Genomic DNA, 13,116 nt, shown 5'->3' on the forward strand with positions numbered 1-13,116 from the left:
CAAATTAGCAACTTAAGTTTTATTCAATCGCTAACATTTGGACCCTATGCTAACATTTGCCATCTCCGCTCGGGGTCAGAGTGGGGCGCATGTATCAGTGGAGTAAGCGATGCAAATACTAACAATAGATGTGGGCGGTACGACAGCCCTGTTCGAACTTCAGCTCGCGGGACATACAGAACAATATAAAATCCCCACAGGCGAAGGTTTTAAAATTGAAGAGTTAAATAATCAAATCGCTGCGCTTGAACGCGATTACGATTTACAGCATTACCAATTAGCGATTGGCGTACCAGGACTCGTACAAAATAATCGTTTGGTTGCCTGTAAATCGTTACCCGGACTCAATGGTTTGAGTTTTGACACAGTGAAAACTCAAGGCGAGCTTAAGTTTATCTGCAACGATATGGATGCGGGTATGCAAGCCACGTGCGATGCCAAATATGCCTGTGAGTTGTTGGTCATGTGCGGCACCGGGATAGGGATGTCGATTGCGTTTAATGGGCAAGCTTTTACTGGAGCGACAGGGGTGGCAGGGGAGTTGGGCCATTGCCGCGTGATGACAGAATCAGGCGAATTTAGTTTAGAACAACTCGCCAGTGGCGATTCTGTACGCAGCCGTAACATCACCACTCAGGATGATTTATACCGTGCGGGCAGTTACCTTGGTATGGGGCTGGCGTGGACCGTTAATTTGTTTAATCCCAATCGGATTTGGCTCGCGGGTAACATGATGAACAGTGCTCCTTACTACAAAGGCTGCCTCGAAAGCTTAAAGCAAATGGCATTGAGCGCGCCCTTAGCTGAGATGAAAATCAACCGCGTCGATGATATGGAAACCTTAGTGTGCCGAGGTTTATCTGTGATGCTCGCAAGGGATTATCCTCGCGCATAAGGAGCATAGATGCTGTTAGCTAATGGTTTTGAGCTATTAGATTACAGTGGCTCAGTGCTAGTGGTTTAAGCAGTATTAGCAGCATAAATAGTGAAATTGATAACAGGACAGGTGATGCCTTTGGCTTATCGTGTCCTGTTTTTTTATGGCTCAAATAGTCAGCAAAGCCTTAATTATAAAAGTAAATATTAGAAATAGCTGAACTGTATTTAATTGCTTTCTTATCAGACCACTACCTTGGTTGATAATATTTTGTTGCATTTTTATTGCGCTTACGTCTATGCTGACTATCGCAATGACAACGTTGTCATTGCGTGTAAAAGGCAAACCAGTTGAAAAACTGGGACGCAAAGCCTCCGGTCTAAGGGTTCGTCTGTACCTATGATAGCGGGGATACCACAGGTTTTTCTTCGTGCAATTGTCTGTCGTGTTGCATGGTCTTAAGAGAGTGTTGTTTCCTGTCTACGCTTTGTTTGCCTTATTGATTCATATAAAAAATTCAATAGGGATATCTCATGTTCAAGACTCAAATTTCAACATCAGCCTTGCTGGTGGCATCGGCGCTGGCATCTACCGTGAGTGTCAGTGCATTTGCCGCAGCGCCCGGCAAACCGACTATAGGTTGGGGTGAAACCAAGTTCGCTATTATCGAAGTTAATCAAGCTACTACGGCTTACAATCAGTTGGTAACCATTAAAGATGCCGCCGACGTGTCCGTCAGCTGGAACCTTTGGAGTGGCGATGTGGGCAATAAAGCCCAAGTGCTGCTCAACGGTAATGTCGCTTGGGAGGGCCCCTCAGGCGCTTCGGGCACCGCTAACTTTAAGGTGAACAAAGGCGGCCGTTATCAGATGCAAGTGCAACTGTGTAACAGCGATGGTTGTACGGCGAGCGATGCCAAAGAAATCCTCGTGGCCGATACCGATGGCAGCCATTTAGTGCCACTCAATGCTCCGCTTAAAGAAAACAATCGTCCATACGTTAACAAGTCGGGCAAAGTGGTCGGCAGTTACTTTGTAGAATGGGGTGTGTACGGCCGTAAGTTCCCAGTCGATAAGATCCCAGCACAGAACTTAACTCATATTTTATATGGCTTTACCCCTATTTGCGGTGGTGATGGCATTAACGATAGCTTGAAAGAAATCGACGGCAGTTTCCAAGCGTTGCAACGTGCCTGTAGTGGCCGTGAAGATTTTAAAGTCGCTATCCACGATCCTTGGGCGGCGGTCCAAATGCCACAGACGGGCGTGAGTGACTACTCTGATCCCTACAAAGGCAACTTCGGTCAATTGATGGCGCTCAAGCAAGCCCACCCCGATCTAAAGATTTTGCCTTCGGTTGGTGGCTGGACGCTATCTGATCCCTTCTTCTTTTTTGGCGATAAAAGTAAGCGCGATACTTTTGTCGCATCGGTGAAGGAATTCCTACAAACGTGGAAGTTCTTTGACGGTGTCGACATTGATTGGGAATATCCAGGTGGTGGCGGTGCGAATCCAAACTTAGGCAATGCCAACGACGGTGAAACCTATGTGACCTTGATGCGTGAACTGCGCGCCATGCTCGACGAGTTAAGTGCTGAGACGGGTCGTACCTATGAGCTGACTTCAGCCATTAGCGCCGGTGATGATAAAATTCAGAAAGTCGATTATCAGGCCGCTCAGCAGTACATGGATTACATCTTCTTGATGAGTTACGACTTCAATGGCGGTTGGACGAACACTGAACTCGGTCATCAAACCAATCTTTATGAGGCGAGTTGGGATCCTGATACCCGCTACACCACAGACAAGGGCGTAAAAGCCCTGTTAACTCAAGGTGTAACCCCAGGGAAAATTGTGGTTGGTGCTGCTATGTACGGCCGCGGCTGGACAGGCGTGAATGGCTACACGGGCAATAACCCATTCACAGGGACAGCGACGGGCAAAGTGAAAGGCACATGGGAAGATGGCGTGGTGGATTATCGCCAGATAGTGAACGAGTACATGGGGAGCGATTGGACTTACAGCTATGATGAAACGGCCGAGGCGCCATCACTGTTCAAGGCATCTACGGGTGATTTAATCACTTTCGATGATGCGCGTTCAGTTAAAGCCAAGGGCCAATATGTGCTTGCCAATCAGCTAGGTGGTTTATTTGCATGGGAAATTGATGCCGATAACGGCGATATTCTAAATGCGATGCACGAAGGTTTAGGTCATGGCGAAGGAACTACGCCACCGGTGAATAAAGCGCCAATTGCCAATGCGGGTGCGGATGTGAATGTCACTGGTCCCGCCGATGTGGTGCTCAATGGTAGCGGTTCGCGCGATCCTGAAAATGAGGCGCTGACGTATCTTTGGACTCAAGTGTCTGGCCCAGCGATTGCCATCACAAACGCGGATATGGCGAATGCGGCGATTCAATTGGCTGCAACGCAAACTGATGTTGCCTATAGTTTTAGTCTTAAAGTAACTGATCCAGAAGGGTTATCTGCTACAGATTCAGTGACAGTGACCAATAAGGCGGATACTCCGAACCAAGCTCCCGTGGTGAGTGTGGCAGCCACTGCAACAGTTGAGGCGGGTAAAACTGTCAGCATAGTGGCGAGTGCCTCTGATGCCGACGGTGATGCCTTAACTTACGCTTGGACTGTGCCCGCTGGCGTGTCGGCAACCGGACAAAATAGTGCCACCTTAGTGGTCACTGGGCCTAATGTCACCGAAGCGACCAGCTATGGTTTGAGCGTGCTGGTTTCCGATGGTGCCTTGGATGCGAGCGCATCGACTAATCTGACCGTGACGCCAAAAGTAATCGGTGGTGGTTGTGATGCAACCGATCCTAATGCCGGTAACTATCCTGCTTGGCAAACCAGTGTGGTGTACAACACGGGCGATACTGTGAGTCACAGTCAGTTGGTATGGAAAGCGAAGTACTGGACTCAGGGCAATACGCCATCTCGCACCGCTGATCAATGGCAGCTACTCAGCCAAGTTGATCTCGGTTGGGATGCGGGTGTGGTGTATAACGGCGGTCAAACCACCAGCTATAACGGTCGTGTGTGGAAGGCGAGTTACTGGACTAAAGGTGATGTACCAGGCGTTGCGGCGGTATGGGTTGATATTGGCGCAGCAAGCTGTCCTTAATCATCCAACATACTAATATTATTTGAGTTATAGAGACAAAAAGCCCTGCGATAATGCAGGGCTTTTTATGACGCGATTAGGCTCATTGAAGACAGATTTAATCAATCTTAAGCAGTTCTACATCAAAAATGAGCACTGAACCACCGCCAATCTTCCCCGTGCTGCTGTTGCCGTAGGCGAGTTCACTCGGGATAAAGAAACGCACTTTATCGCCAACGACCATAAGTTGTACGCCCTCGGTCCAACCTTTAATCACCCGATTAAGCGGAAATGCGATAGGCTCGCCGCGATCAACCGAACTATCAAACACAGTACCGTCGATCAAAGTGCCATGGTAATGCACTGTCACTGTATCGCTGGCTTTAGGATGAACTGTGCCATCGCCTTGAGTTAACACTTGATATTGCAAACCCGAAGCTGTGGTGATGACACCTTCTTTGGTTTTGTTTTGCGTTAAAAATTCATTGCCTAAACGGATATTCTCTTGGGCGGCTTTTTGGCCGTTCATTGAGGTAAAGAAGTAAAAAATCACCCCAGCAATCACAGCAACGGCAAGTAACATTTTCATATAAAGAGCACCTTAGTTAATTTTGGCCATATTATCAGTTTTTTAGCTTGAGATGCTATCGGCACTCGCGTGTGCGTTGGGCTGGCTATCTGGTGCTACCAGTTCAACGCTTTAAAAACCCCCTCAAGACTTTATCCCGCTTTAGAGATCGCTTAACCTGTGGGCTTAAGACTCAATAAAAATTCAATAAAAACAGATAAAAACTAGAATTTAGATAATAAACAAGGAAAGTCTATGTTAAACAAAGCGGCAAAACCTTTGGTCAAACTCGTCGACCGATATCTACCCGATCCCTATATTTTCGTCCTTTTACTCACCTTAGTGGTGTTAATTGCAGCTGTGGTCGCAGAACACAAAAGTCCGCTGGAAGTCATCAATTATTGGGGCGATGGCTTTTGGACCTTGCTGAGTTTTTCGATGCAGATGCTGTTAGTGCTGGTGGCGGGATTCATGCTGGCAAGCTCGCCGCCGATTAAAAAGCTGCTTGATGCGATTGCAGGATTCGCTAAATCGGCACCGCAAGCCATTATTTTAGTAACCTTAGTATCACTGGCCGCCAGTTGGGTTAACTGGGGATTCGGGCTAGTGGTGGGCGCGTTATTTGCCAAAGCCTTAGCGCGTAAAGTGAAAGTGGATTATCGGCTGCTGGTCGCCAGCGCCTATTCTGGCTTTGTGGTTTGGCATGGTGGGCTTGCGGGTTCTATCCCATTAACCATAGCAACGGCGGGGCATTTCTCCGAAGCACAAATTGGCATTATCCCCACTAGTGAAACCATTTTCGCGAGCTTTAACTTATTGTTAGTGGCGATTCTTTTTGTGGTCATGCCATTAGTGAATCGCTTTATGTTGCCTGAAGACAAGGACAGCATTTATGTCGACCCAAGCGCCCTTGATGACAAAGGCAGCGAACCAGCAACTTTGGCATCTGCCAATGTGAGCGAGTGTCAGCTTGAAAACCGTCCTGCAGATAAGTTAGAAAATAGCCGCTTACTCGGCTGGAGCGTCGGTGGCGCTGGGCTTGTGTACTTAGGCTATTACTTTTGGGTACAGGGCGGCAGCTTAAACCTTAACTTAGTGAACTTCTTATTCTTGTTTCTCGCCATCCTCTTACATCAAACGCCACGCAGTTTATTAACCAGCTTGAATGAGGCCATTAAGGGCGGCGCAGGGATTGTGATCCAATTTCCTTTCTATGCGGGCATTATGGCGGTGATGGTGCAGTCGGGTTTAGCCCAAAGTATTTCGGAAGGTTTTGTGGCCATAGCCAGTGCCGAGAGCCTGCCATTTTGGAGCTTTATTAGCGCGGGAATTGTAAATATTTTTGTGCCATCGGGTGGTGGTCAGTGGGCCGTGCAGGCGCCGATTATGTTACCCGCTGCCGAAGCCTTGGGCGCCGATGTTGCTCGGGTAGCTATGGCCGTAGCTTGGGGTGATGCCTGGACTAACCTTATTCAACCTTTCTGGGCACTGCCCGTGCTGGCAATTGCGGGCTTAAAAGCGCGGGATATTATGGGATTTTGTTTAATGCAGTTGATGATAACAGGCGTGATTATCAGTATCGCGTTGAGCTGGTTTTAAAGATAATAAACAGTGCAAAACTAAACAGGGTAATTCTATGATTACCCTGTTTTTTAGTTAAGGTTTCAATGATATTAATCGCTTGAACCATTTACTTTTTTTGTTGCTTCATCAGCAGTGATTTGACCAAATAGAGCTGACATCATATAGCTAATACGATTCGCAGCATTACCAAACTTACTCGGGTTCGCAGTATAGGGTACTTGAAACTTAACACTGCCAACTCTTTGGCCATTCTGAAATGCGTTAATTTCAGCGCTTTTTAAATATAATGCCAAGTCCCAAGTCCAATTACCTTCATATTCTAATGTGAGTTTATTTAAATCATGTTTAGAACCATCAGGCTGCACTGTGTAGGTGTAATTATTTGCTTTTAGCCATGTCTCCATTGTTTCTTGGAAGCCGTCACGTGTTTCTTTATCTTTAATAATGACTATTTCTACATTGTTAGTATTTGTTTCTATTGGTTTTGCTGTATAGCGAGGTGCGGCACAACCCGATAGTATTGCAACACCCAAAACTGCAACTAAAAATTTTTTCATAATTTAACCTTTTGTTTTTATATTAAAATAAGTTAAAGCGTTTTAGTGACAAACTTTAGATTTTCATAGAATCCATAGCTTGCTAGATAAACATATCTACGGCGCCGGTTTTTATGCCATAACCCAGCACGGCTAAGTTAGCGACAACGGTGAGCCAGAAGACGTTTCTAAATGAGGCTTTAACGGACTTGTGCCTTAACACGTTTTGGGCAAATAGGGCGCCGGGCCAACCACCCATGAGGGCGAGCAGATGCAAAGTGCTTTCTTTAGTGCGCCATTTACCGCGTTTTGCGGCGGATTTATCGATAGCGTAGGCGATAAAGGTCAGCAGGCTCAGTGTGAGGTACATGCCCGCAATGCCGTAGGGCAGCATATGTTGCTGCGCTGCGCCGATTAAACCAGCAAGAAAAATCACCACCAATAACAGCGGCATAAGGCTTGAGTCTGAAGTGGCTGCATTGGATTTTTGAGTACGGCTACTTTGGGCGCGATTGTTTGTTTGGGCACGATTATTTGAAGTGCGACTGTTCTGAGCACGATTGTTTTGTGGTCGACTCTTTTGAGCACGATTTGTTTGAGGTGAAGCGCTGTTGCCCGTTTTGGCCGGTTTTGTGTTCGTCATTATCTGGTATCAATCTCGTGTCAGTGTTTTTAAGCTTGCTTGTGTTCTTGTGATGCCGCGTATTTTTTAAACGCGAGGTGGCGCCAAAGTTTTTCCAATGGCCCTTGCTTGAAATAGCGTAAGTACAGGCTGGCTAACAGTAATTGCACTACTGAATAAACCAGTGCCATAGCCATGTATCCCCATCTGTCTAGACTCAATAGCAATTCGGGGGCGAAGTGCCTAAACACTAACACGCCAACGATGGATTGCAGAATATAGAGGCTAAAGGCGAGTTTGCCAACATTTTGCAGTGGCGTGAGTCTATTTGGATTATTTTGGCAAATTTTAACCATAATATGAATGTAAATCAGCGCCATAGGAATAGCGCTTAGCATGATTAACACATCTGAAAACGTGACTAGAATAGGGTTGTCCGTAAAGTCTAAACCAGTATCGAGTAGCGATACCGTCACGCTGGCTAGCACTAATTTCAGCAGTTGTGGCTTGCTAAACCCCCGCTCAAAAGTCCCCTGTTGATACAAGGCCATGCCAAGCAACATTAAGCCCGCCGTAAACCACATTATGGTAAAAGGGATCACCAGCGCCATATAACCCACTTGCATCAAATGCAGAAACAGTTGGTCGGCATAGCCTGAGGTCCATGCGCTGTATTGCTCTGCAAATAGACTCGATTCTCGAGTGAAAGGTTCATCGCTGCCCGTAAGGCTAATCAGCGTGATGATCACTAAGGCGCTTAAAATAAAAATATTCGCTTTGCGCTTAAGGGCTTCAATACTTAAATCTTTGTAACACAAAGCTAAAAATCCGCTGATCCCATAGGTTAATAAAATATCACCAGGCCAGATAATGATGCCGTGGAGTAAGCCAAACACCATTAGCCATTTCAAACGTGAGCGCAGTAAAGGATATGCTTCTAGGCCTTTGGCGCTAAATCGCTGATATTGAATAAAAAGCCCGACGCCAAACAAGATGGAAAACAGACTGATAAAGCGCGCCTCGATGAAAAAGTTACTGAACACTTTGATTATGTGATCCGACAGCGGCGGCGTTTCGTGGGGCGCATAGCCAAAAAAAGTAATGCCCATAAAATAGATATTCATAAAAAATATCCCCAACACGGCTAAGCCGCGAATGGCATCGAGATTGGCATTACGCTGTGCAGGAATCGCCATTACGACTGGCTGCGTGGAGTCTGTTCTTGACCAAGGGTCTTTAGGTAAGTTGGCTGGCACGTTAGCTGAGTTCCTTTCGCTAGTAGGCATGTTCGACTTTTCACTGGGATTTGGGAGGGCTAGCCTAGCAGGCGCTAGCCCCCAATGAAACACAGCCAATACAAAAAGTGAAATACAAAAAAGATAGCAAGTGAAATATAGAAAGTGACTGAGAAGAGTGAAGATCCACTACTCGCCGATATCTTCGTTCCAGAATGTGGGATGGTTAGCGATAAAGTCGTGCATCAGTTGTTTACACTCGGTGTTATCGACCACAGTGACATCTACGCCGCGGGATTTGACATAGGCTTCTGGCCCTTGAAAAGTGGTGTTTTCACCGACGATGACTTTAGGTATGCCATAAAGTAATACTGCGCCGCTGCACATATCACAGGGCGATAGGGTGGAATACAAGGTCGCTCTTTGGTACTCGGCGGCGCTAAATCGGCCGGCATTTTCGAGGCAATCCATTTCGGCATGCAGTACTGAACTGCCTTTTTGTACCCGTTTATTGTGGCCGCGCCCGACGATTTTGCCATCGATCACTAATACCGAACCAATGGGGATACCGCCCTCGGCCAGTCCTTGTTTGGCTTCTTCAATGGCTGCCGCTAAAAATTCATCCATCTTGATATCCTTAAAATATGAACCCTTAATATTAAACTCAGCATAGCACTTGTTTGGGAGACAATCTAAATGGTTTTGATTTGTTGCTTCAATAAGTCCCTTAGGCTATCGAGAATCGGCAGCGAAGCCATTTCTGTCCGATAAATCAGGCAGATATCGGCGGGAATAGTTTGTTTTAATTTAATAAACTTTATCCTAGGCCAAGGTTGTGAAGCATAACTTTGCGGCACTATGGATACCCTGTTATCGCCAGCGATGATCGCCATTAAGCTATTGGGCTCGACCATTTCCTGTACCAGTTGCGGCATAAATCCTGCGGCCTGACAGCTGGCGATAATCAAATCGCTAGAGGCGGAATTGGCACGGCTGAGTAAGGTAAAAGGCTCATCTTTGAGTTCACTCAAGTCGATGCTTTTACGTCTGGCTAAGGGATGTTTATTTGCCAGCGCTAACACCATAGGTTCGCTGGTGATGGTTTCGGCGATGAAGTGCGGCAGATTTAAGGTGTCGGCGTAGCGGACTAGGCCAAAATCGATTTCTTGATGCGCTAAGGCGACTTTTTGAGTTTCAGGTGATAACTCTTGAAAGATCAGCTTATTTTCAGGGCATTGCTTGCGAAAGCTTTTCAGTATGTCACCAAATCCCATCCAAAAAAGCGAGCTCATGATGCCAATCCGAATATGGTTTCTATCGAGTCGCCCAAGCTGAGCCACTTGTTCCAATGAGGTATTCACCAGCTCGAATATTTGCTCGCACTTTTCTCTTAACAATTGGCCATAGGGTGTGAGCTCCACTTGCCGAGTGCTGCGAGTGAACAGCTCAACGCCAAGGAGTGATTCTAACTCTTTGATTTGTGCGCTCAGCGGAGATTTCGATAGATGCAGTTGCTCGGCAGCAGCGGTAAAGTTTTTCACTTCAGCCACTCGATGAAAATACCGCAGCATCTTCAAGGTAACGAGTTCTGGTGCGTTTATCTTGCTCATCTCAGGCTCACTATTTTTATTTATTGTCCTTTTTATCAGCGCAATAGTGCGGTTAATCGCGATTATTTGCAACCCCAAGCCCGCTTATACTGAGGGTCGTTTACTCTTTCATTCCTTTGCTATGAGGTACCTTGTATGAGCCATGATCCTGTTATTAATGCCCTTGCGACGATTCGAGCCCGTAAACCGAATTTCTCTCCCCGTGCTGCTATGATTTTGGGCTCAGGGCTTGGCGCGTTTGCCGATAATTTAGATAACAAAGTGGTGATCCCCTATGAAGAGTTAGACGGCTTTCCCGTGAGTACCGTCGTCGGTCACTCGGGAGAGCTGGTGCTCGGCAGCTTACATGGCGTAGACATAGTGTGCATGAAAGGCCGTGGGCATTTTTATGAGCACCAAAGCATGAAGGTGATGACGACGCCGGTGCGTACTTTCAAACGTTTAGGGTGTGAATTGTTACTGGTGACTAACGCTGCGGGGTCATTACGGCCAGAGCGGATCGGCGTGGGTTCATTAGTGATTTTCAGCGATCACATTAACACTATGCCGGGTACGCCCATGACGGGCGCAAATGATGATAGTTACGGTCCACGTTTTTTTAGCTTGGCCAATGCTTATGATAAAGACCTGAGAGCTGAAGCCTTAAGTGTCGCAAAAGCCGCAGGCATTGCAGCGAATCAAGGGGTATTTGTGTCTTACTCTGGCCCGTGTTTTGAAACCGCGGCCGAAATCCGCATGATGCAAATCATCGGTGGCGATGTAGTGGGAATGTCTGTGGTGCCAGAGGTGATTTCGGCGGCGCATTGTGGTTTGCCCGTCTTGGCTGTGTGTGCCATTACCAATATGGCCGAAGGATTGGGGGACGTGCTGTTATCCCATGAACAAACCTTAACATGTGCCAAGCTTGCCGAAGCCGACTTTATCCGTTTGATTGAGCGTTTTACCGCCAGTCATTTTGCTTAACATCTGGTTTAACTGGGCTGCTATATAGGGTAGTGCTGCGATAAAGGGCTGCTATTTTAAAATCTCGTATTTAACAGGTCGAATTAAGATTTCGTATTTAAGAGCTCATATTTAAGAGCTCATATTTAACAGTTCGGATTTAAAAGTCCGCACTTAAAAATCCTTACTTAAAAGTGAGCGAGCAAGGCGCCGTGCAATTGCGCTAACCGAGTTTTTTAACGAAATACGGCTGAAGGCTAAAAAGTAAAAGGGAGCTTAGCTCCCTTTTTAGATGCAGACATTAAGCACAGCGCTCGTGTAAAACGCTTATTTCTGTGGTTTTTCTGAAATCCACAACTTGATATGTCCTTTCACCACAACCACACCTTGGGTGTCGTAGGCGGTAACGGGAACGAGCATATCGCCAGGAGTCCATTGCTCTGGCGTCACTTCGGCGATACACAAAATATCGCTGCCGGCTTTAGCGGTATAATCCAAACTCATGCCCTTAGGGATCCAACGTAAATGCTTTGGAATTGAGGCTTCGGCCATCACGCCCATCGCCATTTCTAGGCCGTTACAAATCGCAATCACATGCACAGTTTTTATATGATTATGAACAGCATGGCGTTTTTTAATTAAACAGGCGCAATGATTAAGGCGTAATTCAGTGATCAGTGGTTTGATGGTGCCGAAATAGGGCGCCATGCGTGAAACCATGATTGAAAACAGTTTTTGGCCGAAGGGATAACGGCGAGTCTTATGGTAGAGCGCGAGCACTTTATTTGGTTTTTGTTCTGCAGTGCTAGAAGAGTCTGTCTGGCTCATGGTCATCCTTAATAATGATGCAAAAGGGTATTGTTATCTTGAGCCTGTTCCAAGTTGAGCTTGGACTGCTCTGGTCGGATGAGTGTAACATTAGGATAACAACAAATACCAGTCGGCTTAATTAAGCAAACTTCATTTCGCGGTTTTTAGTGTAACACCGTATAATTGCGGCCAATTTGTCGTTTAGCGGCAATGGCATATTGATTTAACTACAAGGACTCACAGTGAAATATTTGCTGACGTATTTTAAGGGAATGGCCATGGGCGCTGCCGATGTCGTGCCTGGCGTTTCGGGCGGCACCATAGCGTTTATTACCGGTATTCTCGATACCTTGCTCGACAGTGTAAAACGCATCAATCCTTCCCTTTGGGGTGTGATTAAGTCGCAGGGCATAAAAGGGGCATTTGCCCATATTAATGGTGGCTTTTTAGTGAGTCTGCTGGCGGGGATCCTGACCAGTATTTTTACCTTTGCTAAGCTGATCTCTTGGTTACTGGCGACGCATCCAATCCCGATTTGGTCGTTCTTTTTTGGGCTTATTCTTATCTCTGTTGTGCATATGCTTAAGCAAGTGAGTGGTTTCACTGTGGCACGTTTAGGTTTATTTGCCTTAGGTGTGCTGGCTGCATGGGCGATAACTGTGTTAAATCCGGTCGCAGTAGAAGCCAGTTACATTAATATCTTCTTCGGTGGCGCGATTGCGATTTGTGCCATGGTATTGCCGGGGATTTCAGGCAGTTTTATCTTATTATTACTGGGTTTATATCCCGTGGTTTTAGCAGCGGCTAAAAATATTCAGCTGGATATTTTGGGCTGTTTCGCCGTTGGCGCTGTGATGGGATTACTGACATTCAGTCATCTATTGTCGGCACTGATGCGTAAGCACCACGATGCCACTATCGTGTTTCTAACCGGATTAATGTTAGGCACCTTAGGTAAAATTTGGCCATGGAAAGAAACCTTAACTTGGCGGACTAACTCCCACGGTGAGCAAGTGCCTTTGCTGGAGCAAAATATTTCGCCGCTTAATTTTGAGCAAGTGACGGGCCTACCTTCGCAACTCGCCTTTGCGATTGTGTGTATGCTGGCGGCGATTGCACTGGTATGGGGTTTAGAGAAAGTGGGTAAAAGGGATTAATCCTTCATTTTGACTGGATTGGTTTACACAACAAAAAGCAGCGAATATTCGCTGCT

The 13,116-nt window shown here is 46.5% G+C and carries 12 protein-coding genes and 1 riboswitch; of the genes, 5 read left to right on the top strand and 7 right to left on the bottom strand.

Annotation, left to right across the window (positions count from 1 at the left end; all coding sequences use genetic code 11):
- Nucleotides 1–109 precede the first annotated feature (109 nt).
- Both DYH48_RS04500 and DYH48_RS04505 read left to right on the top strand, forming a co-directional pair.
- Nucleotides 110–895 carry an ROK family protein gene (locus tag DYH48_RS04500; protein ID WP_115334163.1) on the top strand — a complete coding sequence of 262 codons (786 nt, stop codon included), beginning with the start codon at nt 110–112 and terminating at the stop codon, nt 893–895.
- 312 nt (nt 896–1,207) lie between these two features.
- Nucleotides 1,208–1,296, top strand: a riboswitch (cyclic di-GMP riboswitch).
- Nucleotides 1,297–1,410: 114 nt separating this feature from the next.
- The gene (locus tag DYH48_RS04505) at nt 1,411–4,017 is read left to right on the top strand and encodes a glycosyl hydrolase family 18 protein (protein ID WP_115334164.1); all 2,607 of its coding nucleotides are present in this window, start codon (nt 1,411–1,413) and stop codon (nt 4,015–4,017) included.
- 97 nt (nt 4,018–4,114) lie between these two features.
- Here DYH48_RS04505 and bamJ read toward each other — a convergent pair whose 3' ends face one another.
- Nucleotides 4,115–4,585, bottom strand: a complete 471-nt coding sequence (gene bamJ, locus DYH48_RS04510) for a BamJ family beta-barrel-assembly machinery protein (protein WP_115334165.1) — start codon at nt 4,583–4,585, stop codon at nt 4,115–4,117.
- 234 nt (nt 4,586–4,819) lie between these two features.
- Here bamJ and DYH48_RS04515 point away from each other — a divergent pair, with 234 nt between their 5' ends.
- Nucleotides 4,820–6,163, top strand: coding sequence for a short-chain fatty acid transporter (locus DYH48_RS04515; protein ID WP_115334166.1), 1,344 nt, complete (start codon nt 4,820–4,822; stop codon nt 6,161–6,163).
- A gap of 74 nt (nt 6,164–6,237) precedes the next feature.
- Here the strand turns inward: DYH48_RS04515 and DYH48_RS04520 are convergent, their stop codons facing one another.
- The 5 genes from DYH48_RS04520 to DYH48_RS04540 all read right to left on the bottom strand — a co-directional run bounded on the left by DYH48_RS04520 (nt 6,238) and on the right by DYH48_RS04540 (nt 10,151).
- Nucleotides 6,238–6,705: an Sbal_3080 family lipoprotein gene (locus DYH48_RS04520; protein WP_012587132.1), complete on the bottom strand. Its 468-nt coding sequence runs from the start codon at nt 6,703–6,705 to the stop codon at nt 6,238–6,240.
- Between the two features lie 82 nt (nt 6,706–6,787).
- On the bottom strand, nt 6,788–7,327 hold the full coding sequence (locus DYH48_RS04525) for a DUF1294 domain-containing protein (protein ID WP_115334167.1): 540 nt from the start codon (nt 7,325–7,327) through the stop codon (nt 6,788–6,790).
- A 29-nt stretch (nt 7,328–7,356) separates the two neighbouring features.
- The gene (locus tag DYH48_RS04530) at nt 7,357–8,562 is read right to left on the bottom strand and encodes a DUF418 domain-containing protein (protein WP_172481153.1); all 1,206 of its coding nucleotides are present in this window, start codon (nt 8,560–8,562) and stop codon (nt 7,357–7,359) included.
- Nucleotides 8,563–8,730: 168 nt separating this feature from the next.
- A complete protein-coding gene (locus tag DYH48_RS04535) occupies nt 8,731–9,168 on the bottom strand; it encodes a nucleoside deaminase (RefSeq protein ID WP_115334168.1) in 438 nt (145 codons plus the stop codon).
- Nucleotides 9,169–9,233: 65 nt separating this feature from the next.
- Nucleotides 9,234–10,151, bottom strand: a complete 918-nt coding sequence (locus DYH48_RS04540; RefSeq protein WP_115334169.1) for a LysR family transcriptional regulator — start codon at nt 10,149–10,151, stop codon at nt 9,234–9,236.
- 135 nt (nt 10,152–10,286) lie between these two features.
- Between DYH48_RS04540 and xapA the strand changes: the two genes are divergently transcribed.
- Nucleotides 10,287–11,114 (top strand): xanthosine phosphorylase, encoded by an 828-nt coding sequence (gene xapA, locus DYH48_RS04545; RefSeq protein ID WP_115334170.1) that lies wholly within the window; start codon nt 10,287–10,289, stop codon nt 11,112–11,114.
- 306 nt (nt 11,115–11,420) lie between these two features.
- On the opposite strand, the gene DYH48_RS04550 is transcribed toward xapA, so the two are convergent.
- Nucleotides 11,421–11,921 (bottom strand): hotdog fold domain-containing protein, encoded by a 501-nt coding sequence (locus DYH48_RS04550; RefSeq protein ID WP_006085741.1) that lies wholly within the window; start codon nt 11,919–11,921, stop codon nt 11,421–11,423.
- Nucleotides 11,922–12,145: 224 nt separating this feature from the next.
- Between DYH48_RS04550 and DYH48_RS04555 the strand changes: the two genes are divergently transcribed.
- Nucleotides 12,146–13,060, top strand: a complete 915-nt coding sequence (locus tag DYH48_RS04555; RefSeq protein WP_115334171.1) for a polyprenyl-phosphate transporter — start codon at nt 12,146–12,148, stop codon at nt 13,058–13,060.
- The last annotated feature ends 56 nt before the right edge of the window (nt 13,061–13,116 follow it).

It is taken from the genome of Shewanella baltica (assembly GCF_900456975.1).
GTDB lineage: Bacteria > Pseudomonadota > Gammaproteobacteria > Enterobacterales > Shewanellaceae > Shewanella > Shewanella baltica.